We start from the raw sequence: 13,350 nt of genomic DNA, 5'->3' as shown, positions 1-13,350 counted from the left end.
GGATGGGGCCTGCCAACCGCGCGAGGGGAAACAATGGACGAATCCAACCACTGGTACGGTCATTCCCGCATACTCGGACGATATTGCGGAATGGCGGACGAAGCGCCCAGGCGTATCCAGGGGTTCCTCCAGCACGGATGGAATTATCTGCACGGATTTCCACCTAATGATCACTGGTGCAGCCCCGGTTACCCCCGTTTCGTATGGTCTGACGTGCTGCGTCGCCGGGGCTGGTCGATGGGGAGGCGCGGCCACTACCTCATCGGCGCGCCCTGGATCTACCTGCTCGACCTCGAACCGGACCTCGGCGTCAAGCCCAAACGCACGGGCACGATCTGGTACCCCTTTCACGGCTGGGAGAAAGCCTCCGTAACCGGCGACCACGCCCGGCTGGCCGATGAGATCCGGGACACGGAAACCGAACCAGTCACCATATGCCTTTATTGGCTGGAATTTGCGAATCCCAGCATCCGGCAGGCGTACGAATCGCGCGGTTTCCGGGTGATATGCCACGGCGAGCGCGGATCGCGCTGGGACCCGAGCGGGCGTGACTTCCTGCGCAAGCAGCTCGTCGAGCTCCGGCGGCACCGCCGCGTGGCCTCCAACCGGCTCGGCAGCGCCCTGTTCTACGGCGCGTCCGTCGGCTGCGAGATCGGCGTGTACGGCGACCCGATGCAGTTCGACGACGAGCGGCCCGAGTACGGCGGCACCGCGCGCCGGATGCGGCTGTGGCCCGAGCTGCACGGCGTCCGCGTCGACCCGGAGGTGGCCGGCGAGGCCGCGCGGAGCGAGCTGGGATTCGAGTATCAGGCGACACCTGAGGAGCTACGGCGAATGTTCGGCTGGAAGCGGGTGCGATGCGCATGACCGAGGCGCCCGAGAACGTCCGGTTGATCGGCGGCGAGATGCTGCTGTGGTCAGACATGTCCGACGGGTCGAGCATCACGGACTGGCGCGGCGTGGCACGGGAGCTGATCGGCCGGCTGCTCCCGGCCGCCGGCTCCGTCCTGCTGGTCGGGCCGCACCCCAGAGAGCTGATCGACGAGGTGGCCGGGCGCGCCTCCTCGGTGGCGGTGCTCGTGCGGTCCTACCCCGACGCGTGCGCGCTCGGCGACCGCCACCCCGGCCTCGACGTGCACTGCGGGCGGCTGGCCGCGTTCTGCTGCGACAGGCCGTACGACCTGGTCCTGGCGCTGGACGGGCTCCAGCGGACCCACTCGGCCGAGGCCCCGGCGGCGGCCTGGCGCGAGTCGATGGCCGCGCTGTCCGCGCTCGTCGCGCCCGGCGGCCGGCTCGTCCTCGGCGTGCGCAACGACCTCGGCGTGGACCGGTTCCTCGAGGCGCGCCCGGCCGACCGCGACGGGGGCGACGGGCAGTGGGAGCCGCACGGCTTCGACCCCACCTACCCCAACGGCCCGGCCGCGCTCGACTTCGACCTGGAGGCCACCGGCCTGGCCGTGGAGCGCTGCTACGCCGCCTACCCCGACAGCCGGGCGCCGCGCGCGATCCTGTCGCGCGAGGCGCTGGCGCGCGAGCTGCCGGAGGCGCTCACGTTCCCGCTGAGCGCGCGCGCCGACGACCGCATGCTGGTCGCCGACCCGCTGCGGCTGACCCGGCTGGCCTTCCGCCACGGCCTCGGCGAGCACCTGGCGCCGATCTGGCTCGCGGTCGCCTCCCGCGACAGGCCCGAACCCGTCGGGCTGCCGCTCGGGCTGGTCGAGGACGGCCCGGCCGTCGACGAGCTGCGCGAGGAGGGCGGCGAGGTCACGCTGCGGCGGCTGCCCGACGGCGAGTCGCGCGAGGTCCCGCCGGGCCGCGTCGTCGAGGAGATCCTCGTCGAGGCGTGCGCCCGCGAGGACGTGCGCGCCGTGCGCGAGCTGCTGGCCGCACTCGCCCGATGGGTGGAGACCAGCGGAGACGCCACGGCGGCCACCGACAGCCTGGTGTGGGACGGGGAGCGCTTCTCCGCCATCAGCCCCGGCCCGTCGCCGGAGCCCGAGCCCGCCCCCGTGATCGTGCTGTGCCGGATGCTGTGGCGCTTCGCGGTGCGGCTGCTGGCCGCCGGGCACCACCATCCGTGGCCGTGGCCGCTGGAGGCCGACCAGCTCACGCTGACGCTCTGCGGCATGGCCGGCCGGCCCTGCGACCAGCAGGAGCTGGACCTGGCCCGCAAGCTCGACGCCGAGCTGGGCCAGCCCGCCGAACGCGCCGGCTCCGCCCCCGCCTACCGCGACCTGCTGCGCTCGCGCGACCGGCTGGCCGGCCAGCTCACGGCGGCGATGGCCAGGATCGCCAGGCTGGAGACCAAGCTCAGCTACCGCGAGCGCGAGCTGGTCAGGGCCCGCTCCAAACTGCGCAGGACGCAGCGCAAGGCGACGGCCTACCGCAGGACGCTCGGCTACCGGCTGTCGCGCCGCCTGTCCCGCCCCCGCCGGATGGCCCGCCGGGTCATGCGGCTGCTGTCCGGCTGAGGAAGGGAGCATCCGTGCCGGTCCTATCCGTGATCGTGCCGTTCTACGACGTCGAGAAATACCTCACGCCGTGCCTCGACTCGCTGGAGGCGCAGACCCTGCGGGACATCGAGGTGATCTGCGTGGACGACGGCAGCCGCGACGGCGGCCCGGACCTCGTGGCCGCCCGCGCCGAGCGGGACGGCCGCTTCCGCCTGATCCGGCAGGACAACCTGGGCGTCGGCCGGGCCCGCAACATCGGGGTGAGCCAGGCGAGCGGCCGCTACCTGGCGTTCGTCGACGGCGACGACACCGTGCCGCGCGGGGCCTTCCAGCGCCTGGTGTCGTCGCTGGAGTCCACCGGCTCGGACCTGGCGTGCGGCAACGTCATGCGGCTGCACCGCAACCTGCTCGTCCCGTCGTGGGCGCACAAGGAGCCGTTCGCCGAACCGGCCGAACGCACCCACATCACCCGGCGCCCGCTGCTGGTGCGCGACCGCATGTTGTGGAACAAGGTCTACCGCCGCGCCGCCTGGGACCGCCTGGACCTGCGCTTCCCCGAGCGGATGTACGAGGACCAGCCGGTCGCCATGCGCGCCCACGTGGGCGCGCGCTCGGTCGACGTGCTGCACAAGGTCGTCTACCACTGGCGGCAGCGCGACGAGCCCGGCTCCTCCATCACCCAGCGCCGCCTGGAGCCGGACAACCTGCGCGACCGCCTGCTGTCGGTGCTGGAGACCGCCGCGCTGCTCGACGCGGAGGCGCCTCGGCTGCGGCCCGAGTTCGACCGCGACACGCTGGCCATCGACATGACCGTCGCGGTCGAGGCCATCGCCCGGCTGGGCCCCGCCGCCGACCCGTCCCTCGTGGAGCTGGCCGTACGGTATCTCGACGGGGTGTCGCGGGCCGCGCTGCGCGAGCTGCCGTTCGCCCACCGTCTCCAGGTGCACCTGCTGCACCGGCGCCGCCTGGACGAGCTGGCGGGCGTGGCCGCGCAGGCGCGCGACGGCCGCCTGCAACCGCGCGTCAGCTCCGCCGGGCTGCTGCGCAAGCGCTGGTACGGCCGGCACCCGGCGCTGCCCGGGCACCTGTCGGAGGTCTCCGGCGAGCTGGAGGCGACCGCCAGGCTGGTGGAGCTGGAGTGGCGCGACGGCGTGCTGCACGGCTCCGGCCGGGCCGGCATCGGCAGGTTCGACGCGGGCGAGCTGGGCCGGATGCGCGTGACGGTGTGGCTGGAGGAGCGCCGCACCGGCGACCGGGTGCCGCTGGCCGAGCAGAGCGCCGCGCCCGTCTGGGAGAGCGCGCCCCAGCCGGACGGCGGGTCGGTGCCGGAGCACGTCTTCCCGTTCCGGTTCGCCTTCGACCCGGCGGCGCTCAGCGCCGCGCAACTGCGCAGGCACGGACACTGGGACCTGTACGTGCGGCTCAAGGGCGCGGGGTTGCGCCTGGAGGGCAAGGTGCGCGGCGACCGCAGGCTCACCCCGTCGGCCCCGCCGCCCCGGCGCAGGTCAGGCGTGTGGCTGGTGCCGGTGCTCAGCTTCCGCGGCGCGTGGGGGCTGCGGCTGCGCGAGGCCGAGGCGGTGATCGGGGAGTGCCGCGTCGACGGCGGCGACCTGGTGTTCGCCGGGGAGCTGGCCGACGTCGGCGACGGCGAGCCGGTGATCAGGCTGGTGCGCAGGAGCGACGGCGAGGAGATGTACTTCCCGGTGACGCTGGCCGGGCGTGACTTCCGCGCCCGGGTGCCTCTCGCGGGCATCGACGAGGTCGTCGGTGACGTGACGTGGTGGGAGGTCGTCGTCGACCAGGGCCGGGCGATCCGCACGCTGGTGCGGACCCGGAGCCGCCCGCCGGCGGACGTGCCCGGCAGGCGCTTCCTGGTGGACCGGGGCGACGACGGCTGCCTGCTCCTGCTGGAGCACTAGGACAGGATGCCCGCCAGGCACTCCGCGACCCGGTCCTGGTCGGCGTCGCCCAGGCCCGGGAAGAGCGGCAGCGACAGCTCCTCGGCGTAGTAGGTCTCGGCGTTCGGGCACAGCCCGCGCCGGTAGCCGAGGTCGGCGAACACCGGGTGCCAGTAGGCCGGCAGGTAGTTGACCTGCACGCCGATCCCGGCCGCGCGCATCCGCTCGTACACCTCGCGCCTGCGCCCGTCGCCGACGCGCACCGGGTAGAGGTGCCAGCTCGGCGACACGTACGGGCGCTCGGCGGGCAGGGTGAGCCCCGGAACGCCGGCCAGCAGCCGGTTGTAGCGGGCGACCAGCTCGGCCCGCCGGGCGCGGAAGGTGCCCAGCCGGCCGAGCTGGCTGGTGCCGAGCGCGCACAGCACGTCGGGCAGCCGGTAGTTGAGCCCGAACGCGTGCACCTCCTGGTGCCAGCCGCCCTCGCCCGGGTCGCGCTGCTCGGCCGGGTCGCGGACGAGGCCGTGGTTGCGGAAGCGGGCGGCGGCGGCGAACAGCTCGGGGTCGGCCGCCGCGACGGCCCCGCCCTCGGCCGTCGTCACGGTCTTCGTCGGGAAGAACGAGAACGTCGTCAGATCGGCGAGCGAGCCCACCGGCCGGTCCTTGTAGGTGGAGCCGATGGAGTGGGCCGCGTCGCCGATGAGCACCGCCCCGGCCGCCGACGCCACCCCGCGCAGCTCGTCGTAGTCGGCCGGATGGCCCGCGTAGTCGACCGCGGTGATCGCCCTGGTGCGGCCCGTCACCAGGCTCGCGGCGGCGTCGGGGTCGAGGTTGCCGGTGTCGGGCTGCACGTCGGCGAAGCGCACCCGGGCGCCGCGCAGCGCGGCGGTGGCGGCCGTGGCCACGAACGTCAGCGGCGAGGTGACGACCTCGTCGCCCGGCCCGACGCCGGCGGCCGCGTAGGCCACGTGCAGGGCGGCGGTGCCCGACGTGACCGCCAGGCACGGCACCCCGCCCGTCCACCGGGCCAGCGCCGACTCGAAGCGCGCCACGGCCGGGCCGGTGGTCAGCCAGTCGCCGCGCAGCACCTCGGTCACCGCCAGGATGTCGGACTCGTCGACCGACTGCCGTCCGTAGGGGAGCATCAGGCCGACACCATCGCCCGCAGGTCGTCGACCGACAGCCAGCGGTCGTTGGCGTCGGAGCGGTAGGCGAACCCCTCAGGCAGCACCTCGCCGCCGACCGGCGGGACGTAGCCCCAGGTCGCGATCGTCGGCTGCACCACGTAGCGGTCGGCCAGGCGCAGCGCGCGGCGGCCGTCGTCGGGGCCGATCATCTCCTCGTGCAGCTTCTCGCCGGGCCTGATGCCGATCTCGTAGATCGGGCTGCCGGGCGCGAGCGCGTCGGCCAGGTCGACGATCCGCATGCTGGGGATGCGCGGCACGTAGAGCTCGCCGCCCTGCATCAGGTCGAAGGAGTCGACGACGAACTCCACGGCCTGGTCGAGCGTGATCCAGAACCGGGTCATCCGCTTGTCGGTGATCGGCAGGCTGGCGCCCTGGCGGGCCAGCTTCAGGAAGAACGGCACCACGGACCCGCGGCTGCCGACGACGTTGCCGTAGCGGACCACGGCGAAGCGGGTCTCGTGCCCGGCGGCGTAGTGGTTGGCCGACACGAACAGCTTGTCGGCGACCAGCTTCGTGGCGCCGTAGAGGTTGATGGGGCTGGACGCCTTGTCGGTGGACAGCGCCACGACCTTGCGCACGCCGCAGTCGATGGCCGCCTCCACGACGTTCTGCGAGCCGGCGACGTTGGTGCGGACGTATTCGAACGGGTTGTACTCGGCGGTGTCGACCTGTTTGAGCGCGGCCGCGTGGACCACGTACTCCACGCCGTGCATGGCGCGGGCCAGGCGCTCGCGGTCGCGCACGTCGCCGATGAAGTAGCGCAGCCGCTCGTCCTCGCCGAGCGCCTGGCGGAGCTCGTACTGCTTGAGCTCGTCGCGCGAGAACACCACCAGTCTGCGCACGCCGACGTGGCCGAGCGCGTGGCGGATGAAGGCCTTCCCGAACGAGCCCGTGCCTCCGGTGATCAACATTGACGATCCACTGAGAATGCTCAAGCGGTCCCCCTTACGTCGGCCGGTAGCATAGCGCGACCAGCAAGTCACCGACGGTAACAGGGGGAATCGTTGAGGATTGTCGGAATCATTCAGGCGCGGATGGGATCGACCCGGTTGCCGGGGAAGGTGCTGCGGGATCTCGGCGGGCGCACGGTGCTGGGCTGGGTGGTCCGGGCGGCGCGCGCGTCGTGCGCGGTCGACGACCTCGTGGTGGCGACCACGACGCTGGCCGAGGACGACGCCGTGGCGGCCGAGTGCGCGGCCCTCGGCGTGGCGTGCCACCGGGGGCCGGTGGACGACGTGCTCACCCGGTTCGCGCAGGCGCTGGAGGGGCGGGAAGGGGAGGCGGTCATGCGGTTCACCGCCGACTGCCCGCTGCTCGACCCGGCGGTGATCAGGGAGGCGGCGCTGGTCTACCGGGCGCTCGGCGGCGCGCTCGACTATCTCAGCACCGGGCTGTCCGGCACGCTACCGCGCGGCCTCGACGTGGAGATCGCCGGGCTGGCGGCGCTGCGCCGCGCCGACCGGGAGGCGACCGCCTACCACCGCACGCACGTGACGTCCTACATCTACGCGGAGCCGGGCGACTTCCGGCTGCTCGGCCTGGCCTACCCGCCGGGGGCGGGCGATCTGCGGGTCACGCTCGACACCGAGGACGACTGGCGGCTCATCGCGCGCGTGGTGGCCGCGCTGGGCGACCGGTGCGTGCCGTTCCGCGAGCTGGTCGGCTGGCTGCGCGAGCGGCCCGAGGTGTGCCGGCTCAACGCGCACGTGGAGCAGAAGGAGCTGCAGGACGCATGACGGCCGTCGGCGTTCGCTGTGATGCCGGCGCCGCGATCGGCGTCGGCCACCTGGTGCGGTGCGTGGCACTGGCCGAGGAGCTGCGCTCGCGCGGCGTGCCGGTGACGTTCCTGGGCGAGGTGACCGGGACGGAGTGGGCCGCGGCGCAACTGCGCGAGCGCGGGCTGCCGTCGGTGCCCGCGCTCCGCGAGCCGCACCGGCTGGCGGCCCAGGCGCGGGAGCTGGGGATCGACGTGATGGTCCTCGACTCGTACACGCTGCCGCCCGGCACCGGGGCGGCGCTGCGCGAGGCGGGGATGGCGGTGCTGGCGATCGTCGACGGCGACCCGCGCGGGCAGGAGGCCGACCTCTACCTGGACCAGAACCTGGGGGCCGAGCGCCACCCGTTCGACGGGGAGCGGCTGGCCGGGAGCGCGTACGTGCTGCTGCGCGACAGCGTGCGCCGCTGCCGCCGGACGCCCCGCGAGGGCGGGCCGCCCCGGGTGCTGTGCTTCTTCGGCGGGACCGACAGCGCGGGCGTCGCGCCGAGGTGGACGAAGGCGCTGCTGTCGACCGGGGCGCCGTTCGAGGCGACCGTGATCAGCCCGGAGCCGTTCGAGGCCGGCGAGTCGGTGGCCGTCGTGCCGCCCACCGACCGGCTGCCCGAGCTGATGGCGCGGGCCGACCTCGTGGTGACCGCCGCCGGGTCGGCCGCCTGGGAGCTGCTGCACCTGGGCGTGCCCACGGCGCTGACCTGGGTGGCGGCCAACCAGCTCATCGGTTACGAGGAACTGGTGGCGGGCGGGCTGGCCGCCGGGCTGGGGCCAGAGCCCGGCGCCGCCGCCGTCGACACGCTGGCCCGCCTGCTCACCGACCCCGAGCTGCGCGAGGAGTACGGGAGCCGGGGGCACGACCTGGTCGACGGGCGGGGCCGCGAGAGGGTCGCCGACGCGCTGCTGCGGCTCAGACCAGATCCCACGTGAGCGGCGTGCCGAGCGGCGCGTCGCGGGTGAAGCGGCGGCCCATCACCTGCGGCGCGAGCTCCGGGGGCAGCCCGCCGGCGGGCCGGATCGAGCGCACGTTCTGCTCGGTCACCGGCTCGCCCGCCCGCACGTCCCGCACCACGTACAGCGACCTGCGGAAGCGCAGCCCCTCGCGCTCGGAGGGGCGCGGGCCGATGACGGCGGCGCCGAGCGACTGCCAGGCCCGCTCGCTTTCCACCACCAGGGCTGCCAGTTCGTGCGGCTCCAGCGAGAACGCGGCGTCGACGCCGCCGCCCACCCGGCTCAGCGTGACGTGCTTCTCGATCAGGCACGCGCCGAGCGCGACCCCGGCCAGCGCGGCGCCCAGCCCCGGCGTGTGGTCGGAGACGCCGACGACCGTCCCGGTGATCGCGGCCAGCAGCGGCAGCGCCCGCAGGTTGCTGTCGGCGGGCGAGGCCGGGTAGGAGGCCGTGCACGACAGCACCGCGAGCTGGCCGCACCCGGCGTCGCGGGCCGCCTCGACGGCGTCGTGGATCTCGCCGATCGACGCCATCCCGGTCGAGATGATCAGCGGCTTGCCCGTCGAGGCGGCCAGCCTGATCAGCGGCAGGTCCACGATCTCCGACGAGGCGATCTTGTACGCGGGCGCGTCGAGCTTCTCCAGCAGCTCGATCGCCGTGCGGTCGAACGGCGAGGAGAACGGGATCAGCCCCCGCTCGCGCGCCCTGGTGAAGATCGGCTCGTGCCACTCCCACGGCGTGTGGGCGCGCTCGTAGAGCCGGTAGAGCCGCTCGCCGCCCCACAGCTCGTGGCCGGAGCCGATGCGGAAGGCCGGGCCGTCGGCGTCGACGGTGATCGTGTCGGGCCGGTAGGTCTGCAGCTTGAGCGCGTGGGCGCCGGCCCGCGCCACCGCGTCGACGATCGACAGCGCGCGCTCCAGGCTGCCGTCGTGGTTGCCGGACATCTCGGCGATGACGAACGGCGGCTCGCCCGGCCCGACGGCCCGCTCGGCGATCTTGATCATGCCTGGTCCTCCCTGGTCAGCTCGATGGCGATGACGTCGCGGCGCAGCCCCTCGGCCTCCAGCCCGAAGACGCCCACCTCGGCGAAGCCGAACCGCCGGTGCAGCCGCCTGACCGGCTCGTTGGAGGCCAGCACCTCGCCGCGCAGCCGGGTCAGGCCGAGCGGCCCGAAGGCGTGCGCGATGGCGGCCCGCTCCAGCCCGATCCAGGCGGCCAGCAGCGTGCCCGACCGCTCCAGCCCGTCGAGGTCGAGGTAGAAGGCCCAGCTCGCGGTGCGCGAACCGTCGCCGAGCCCCGAATAGGTCACCACTCCGGCGGGCTCGCCGTCGTGGTCGTAGACGAGCACCCGCCGCGCCGGGTCGTCCTTGACCCGGGCCCACCAGCGGGCGTGCTCGGCCGGGCTGATCTCGTGGGTGGTGAAGCTGGACGCCCGGACCTTCGGATGGTTGCGCCAGCGGCGCAGCACGGGCAGCTCGTGCTCGTGGACGCTCCTCAGCATCCTTCCCCCTACACAACGTGCCGGATCACTTGCACAACGTAGCGTAAAGACCCGATCAGGGCAGCGACAGCCCGGGCATGCTGCCCTCAGCCACCGAAAGGAGTGCTCGACAATGATCCCCCTGCTCAGCGTCGTCGTCCCGATCCACAACGTGGAGCCGTACCTGGCGGAGTGCCTGGAGTCGCTGGCCGCCCAGACGCTGACGGACTTCGAGGTCCTCTGCGTCGACGACGGCTCGCTCGACGGCAGCCGCCGGGTCGCCGAGGAGTTCGCCGCCCGCGATCCCCGGTTCGTGCTGCTGCGCCAGCCCAACCAGGGGCCGGGACCGGCCCGCAACCTCGGCGTGCGGCACGCCCGCGGCCCCTATCTGGCCTTCGCCGACGGTGACGACGTCGTGCCGCCGCGCGCGTACGAGCTGCTGGTCTCCTCGCTGCGGGAGACCGGCTCCGACCTGGCGTGCGGGGCGGTGCTGCGGCTGGCCGACGGCGAGCTGACGCCGTCGACGATGCACGAGAAGGTGTTCAGGCGGCGGGTGCTGTGCACGCACGTCATGGACCGGCGCTCGCTGGCCCGCGACCGCACGGTCTGGAACAAGGTCTACCGGACGGCGTTCTGGCGCGAGCGCGGGCTGGAGTTCCCCGCCGGGATCTACGAGGACGTGCCCGTGGCCATCCGCGCGCACGTGCTGGCCACCAGCGTCGACGTGCTCGACGACGTCGTCTACCACTGGCGCAGGCGCGACGGCGGCGAGGACTCGATCACCCAGCGGCGCACCGAGCTGCCCAACCTGACCGAGCGGCTGGGCGCCATCCGCTCGGTGCGTGCCTTCCTGGACGAGACCGCGCCGGAGCTGAAGGCCACCTTCGACGACCTGGTGCTGGAGAAGGACATCGTCTTCCTCTTCCAGGCGCTGGAGGACGCCGCCGACGGCGACAGCGGGCCGGCGCTGGAGGTGGCCAGGCAGTGGCTGGCCGAGCTGGGCCCCGACGTGATCGCGGCGGCGCCCTCGCTGCGGCGGCTCGAACTCCACCTGGTCGAGCGCGGGCTGGTCAAGGAGCTGCGGCAGGTGCGCGAGTTCAGGCGGGCCTCGGCCGAGGGCACCCGGGTGGTGCCGCGCGGCTGGCGCAACACCGGCTGGTACGGCGACTACCCGTACTTCCGCGACCGCAGGCTGGCGATCCCCGACGAGGTGTACGACGCGCGGCAGGAGCTCAAGCTGGTGGCGCGGGTCGACGAGTGCGGCTGGACCGGCCGGGAGTATCTGCTGCGCGGCCAGGTGGCCATCCACCGCGTCGAGCGCAAGCCGGGCCGCGTCAGCCTGGTGCTGAGCGACGGCCGCCGCAAGGTGCCGCTGACCGCCAAGCGCGTCGGCGGGCAGGGCCTGGTGGCCACGATCGACCCGCGCGCGCTGGAGGGCGGCGGGCCCACCTGGCGGCTCCAGGCGCGCACCGAGACGCGCGGGCTGGTGCTGAAGGGGTGGTTCCGCGAGGGGGAGAGCGGCCCCACCTGGCGCCTTTCGGTGGCGGAAGGGTCAAGAAGAGGCATGGACATTCCCCAGTAGTTCCAGAGAGTAATTGCTCAAACACGGCTCGTCGTCATGCTGTAGTCCATGAGGACCTATTCGCTCGATGACGTCCACGCGACACGCAAGCGGAGAGACTCCTGGTGGACCGTGTACTTCGTGGACCCGGTCGCCTGCCGGGTCGCGCTCGCGGTCGCCAACCGCACGCGGATCACGCCCAACGAACTCACCGTGACGTCGCTGGTCCTCGGCATGATCTCTGCCGCGTGCCTGGCGACGGACCGGCTGGTCGCCGGGGCGGTTCTGTTCTATCTGAGTTTCATGATCGACTGCGTCGACGGGAAGATCGCCAGGCTCAAGGGCACGGGGACGCCCTTCGGGCTCTGGCTCGACTACGTCGGCGACCGCGTCAGGGTGGTCTGCTGCGCCGCCGGACTCGCCTACGGGCAGTTCGCGCTCACGGGGGATGTGAGCTGGGTGGTGCTGGGCGCGGTGGTGGCCGTGCTCGACCTCTTCCGGTACGTCAACGCGCCGCAGATGAAGCGGGTCCGCGAGGTCATCAGGGAGGGGCGGGCCGATCTCCAGGCGGATCTCCAGGCTGAAGTGCAGCCTGGGCTGGTGCCGGCGCCCAGGGGAGGGCGGACCGGCGGCAGGATGCCGTACTCGCTGCGGCGGCTCAACAGGTTCCTGGCCCGGCGCCGGGTGCGGTCGCACCTCATCAGCGGCATCGAGTTTCACGCCGCGGTGTTCGTGATCGCGCCTCTCGCCGGGGCCGGGGCGCTGATCCCGGTGGCGGTGGTCGCCAGCGTCCTGCTTCTCGCCAACGAGATCTTCCTTGTCTACCGGATGTGGCTCTTCGCGCGCAGGCACCCCGTGCCCCAGGAGAGCCGAGAGCACGTTCTCGTCTAAATTTCGGGGGTTAGTACGAAATGTCAGACCGGCCAGTATTCGTGATCGGCTGCCCGCGCTCCGGCACCACGATGCTCCAGCTCATGCTCCACTCGCACCCGCGCCTCGCGGTGCCGCCGGAGACGCGCTTCGTCATGCCCGTCTACTACAAGCGGCGCGCGTTCGGCGACCTCCGGGACGCCGAGCGGCGGCGCGCGCTGGCCGAGTGGATCGCGAGCGACCGCAGCACCAAGTTCCGCGAGCTCAAGATCGACCGCGACGCCTTCGTCCGCCAGGTCGTGGACGGCCCCGGCTCGCTCGGCTCCGTGCTCGGCACCGCCTTCCGCATGTACGCCGAGCGGTTCGGCAAGGCCCGCTGGGGCGACAAGCGGCCCAGCTACGTCAAGCACACCGACCTGCTGCTCAGGCTCTTCCCCGACGCCCAGTTCATCCACCTGATCAGGGACGGCCGCGACTGCGTGGCCTCGCTGAAGGAGATGCCCTGGTACACGCTGGACTCCTTCCACGCGGTCTCCACCTGGGCCGAGGCCATCGACCACGGCGACAAGCTGCGCCGGACGCTGCCCGACGACAGCTACTTCGAGCTGCGTTACGAGGACCTCACCGACGACCCGGTGACCGAGCTGAAGAAGCTCTGCGCGTTCCTGGAGGAGGACTTCTCGCCCGCCATGGTGTCGCCGCGCGAGGCGGCCAGCGTGGCGGTGCCGGTGCACAAGGTGTGGCACAGCAACACGCACGGCGAGGTCACCAGGAGCCGGGTCGGGAGCTGGGCCAAGCGCCTGGACGGCTGGGAGATCTCGCTCTGCGAGCAGGTGCTCGGCGAGCGGCTGGAGGCCCAGGGCTACGAGCTGACCGGCGCCGCCCCGGCGGCCAAGGAGCACGTGTCGGCCTGCAACAAGACGATGCAGCGCCGCCGCAACAGCCGGATGCGCAAGGCCATGCGCGACCGCTTCAACCGGCTGCGCGAGCCCAGCCCGGTGGCCGCCCTGCTGACCACCGGCCAGCGCGCCCTGGCCGGCGTCCCGCAGCAGCGCAGCGAGTCGCCGGAGCTGGCCGAGCGCACCGGCTGACCGCCCGCGCCGCTGCTCACCGGCCGGATCTTCACCGGTCGATGGGGGTGAAGGCCGGCTGGACTTCACCGGTCGATGGGGGCGAAGGCTGGATC

Annotated in this window: 12 protein-coding genes; 8 read left to right on the top strand and 4 right to left on the bottom strand. The window is 73.1% G+C overall.

Going from position 1 to position 13,350, the window contains the following annotated elements; all coding sequences use genetic code 11:
- The first annotated feature begins 213 nt into the window (after positions 1-213).
- From ACWDXC_RS04410 to ACWDXC_RS04400, 3 genes are read left to right on the top strand one after another with little or no spacing between them, the layout of a single operon-like run.
- Positions 214-867: a hypothetical protein gene (locus ACWDXC_RS04410; protein ID WP_449977958.1), complete on the top strand. Its 654-nt coding sequence runs from the start codon at positions 214-216 to the stop codon at positions 865-867.
- Positions 864-2,471: a hypothetical protein gene (locus tag ACWDXC_RS04405; RefSeq protein ID WP_449977956.1), complete on the top strand. Its 1,608-nt coding sequence runs from the start codon at positions 864-866 to the stop codon at positions 2,469-2,471. The genes ACWDXC_RS04410 and ACWDXC_RS04405 overlap by 4 nt, the downstream gene beginning before the upstream one ends.
- Positions 2,472-2,485: 14 nt before the next feature.
- A complete protein-coding gene (locus tag ACWDXC_RS04400) occupies positions 2,486-4,372 on the top strand; it encodes a glycosyltransferase family 2 protein (protein ID WP_449977954.1) in 1,887 nt (628 codons plus the stop codon).
- Here the strand turns inward: ACWDXC_RS04400 and ACWDXC_RS04395 are convergent.
- Positions 4,369-5,493 (bottom strand): DegT/DnrJ/EryC1/StrS family aminotransferase, encoded by a 1,125-nt coding sequence (locus ACWDXC_RS04395; protein ID WP_219500586.1) that lies wholly within the window; start codon positions 5,491-5,493, stop codon positions 4,369-4,371. The two genes, ACWDXC_RS04400 and ACWDXC_RS04395, sit on opposite strands and share 4 nt — an antisense overlap.
- Positions 5,493-6,518 (bottom strand): UDP-N-acetylglucosamine 4,6-dehydratase (inverting), encoded by a 1,026-nt coding sequence (gene pseB / locus ACWDXC_RS04390; RefSeq protein ID WP_308125615.1) that lies wholly within the window; start codon positions 6,516-6,518, stop codon positions 5,493-5,495. The genes ACWDXC_RS04395 and pseB overlap by 1 nt, the downstream gene beginning before the upstream one ends.
- Before the next feature lie 21 nt (positions 6,519-6,539).
- Between pseB and ACWDXC_RS04385 the strand changes: the two genes are divergently transcribed.
- Both ACWDXC_RS04385 and ACWDXC_RS04380 read left to right on the top strand, forming a co-directional pair.
- Positions 6,540-7,271, top strand: coding sequence for a cytidylyltransferase domain-containing protein (locus tag ACWDXC_RS04385; RefSeq protein ID WP_449977950.1), 732 nt, complete (start codon positions 6,540-6,542; stop codon positions 7,269-7,271).
- Complete coding sequence (locus ACWDXC_RS04380; RefSeq protein ID WP_449977947.1) at positions 7,268-8,233, top strand: PseG/SpsG family protein; 966 nt, start codon at positions 7,268-7,270, stop codon at positions 8,231-8,233. The genes ACWDXC_RS04385 and ACWDXC_RS04380 overlap by 4 nt, the downstream gene beginning before the upstream one ends.
- On the opposite strand, the gene pseI is transcribed toward ACWDXC_RS04380, so the two are convergent.
- Together pseI and ACWDXC_RS04370 are read right to left on the bottom strand one after the other, a co-directional pair.
- Positions 8,214-9,257 (bottom strand): pseudaminic acid synthase, encoded by a 1,044-nt coding sequence (gene pseI / locus ACWDXC_RS04375; RefSeq protein ID WP_449977944.1) that lies wholly within the window; start codon positions 9,255-9,257, stop codon positions 8,214-8,216. The genes ACWDXC_RS04380 and pseI overlap by 20 nt on opposite strands.
- Positions 9,254-9,754: a GNAT family N-acetyltransferase gene (locus ACWDXC_RS04370; protein ID WP_449977941.1), complete on the bottom strand. Its 501-nt coding sequence runs from the start codon at positions 9,752-9,754 to the stop codon at positions 9,254-9,256. Before ACWDXC_RS04370 ends, pseI begins: the two co-directional genes overlap by 4 nt.
- Before the next feature lie 112 nt (positions 9,755-9,866).
- On the opposite strand from ACWDXC_RS04370, the gene ACWDXC_RS04365 reads away from it, so the two are divergent.
- Genes ACWDXC_RS04365 through ACWDXC_RS04355 form a run of 3 tightly spaced genes read left to right on the top strand, consistent with a single transcriptional unit; the run spans position 9,867 to position 13,255 of the window.
- Entirely contained in the window at positions 9,867-11,315 is a 1,449-nt protein-coding gene (locus ACWDXC_RS04365; RefSeq protein ID WP_449977939.1) for a glycosyltransferase family 2 protein, read from the top strand.
- 48 nt (positions 11,316-11,363) lie between these two features.
- Positions 11,364-12,185 (top strand): CDP-alcohol phosphatidyltransferase family protein, encoded by an 822-nt coding sequence (locus ACWDXC_RS04360; RefSeq protein ID WP_246644003.1) that lies wholly within the window; start codon positions 11,364-11,366, stop codon positions 12,183-12,185.
- Positions 12,186-12,205: 20 nt separating this feature from the next.
- Positions 12,206-13,255, top strand: a complete 1,050-nt coding sequence (locus tag ACWDXC_RS04355; protein WP_449977934.1) for a sulfotransferase family protein — start codon at positions 12,206-12,208, stop codon at positions 13,253-13,255.
- Positions 13,256-13,350 lie beyond the last annotated feature (95 nt).

This window comes from Nonomuraea sp. NPDC003214, from assembly GCF_053590035.1.
This window is presented reverse-complemented; position numbering and strand designations above follow the sequence as displayed.

Coding starts and splice junctions, on each gene's coding strand:
- ACWDXC_RS04365 (WP_449977939.1), top strand. CDS start 9,867: ATGATCCCCCTGCTCAGCGTCGTCGTCCCGATCCACAACGTGGAGCCG.
- pseI (WP_449977944.1), bottom strand. CDS start 9,257: ATGATCAAGATCGCCGAGCGGGCCGTCGGGCCGGGCGAGCCGCCGTTC.
- ACWDXC_RS04360 (WP_246644003.1), top strand. CDS start 11,364: ATGAGGACCTATTCGCTCGATGACGTCCACGCGACACGCAAGCGGAGA.
- ACWDXC_RS04395 (WP_219500586.1), bottom strand. CDS start 5,493: ATGCTCCCCTACGGACGGCAGTCGGTCGACGAGTCCGACATCCTGGCG.
- ACWDXC_RS04355 (WP_449977934.1), top strand. CDS start 12,206: ATGTCAGACCGGCCAGTATTCGTGATCGGCTGCCCGCGCTCCGGCACC.
- ACWDXC_RS04405 (WP_449977956.1), top strand. CDS start 864: ATGACCGAGGCGCCCGAGAACGTCCGGTTGATCGGCGGCGAGATGCTG.
- ACWDXC_RS04370 (WP_449977941.1), bottom strand. CDS start 9,754: ATGCTGAGGAGCGTCCACGAGCACGAGCTGCCCGTGCTGCGCCGCTGG.
- ACWDXC_RS04380 (WP_449977947.1), top strand. CDS start 7,268: ATGACGGCCGTCGGCGTTCGCTGTGATGCCGGCGCCGCGATCGGCGTC.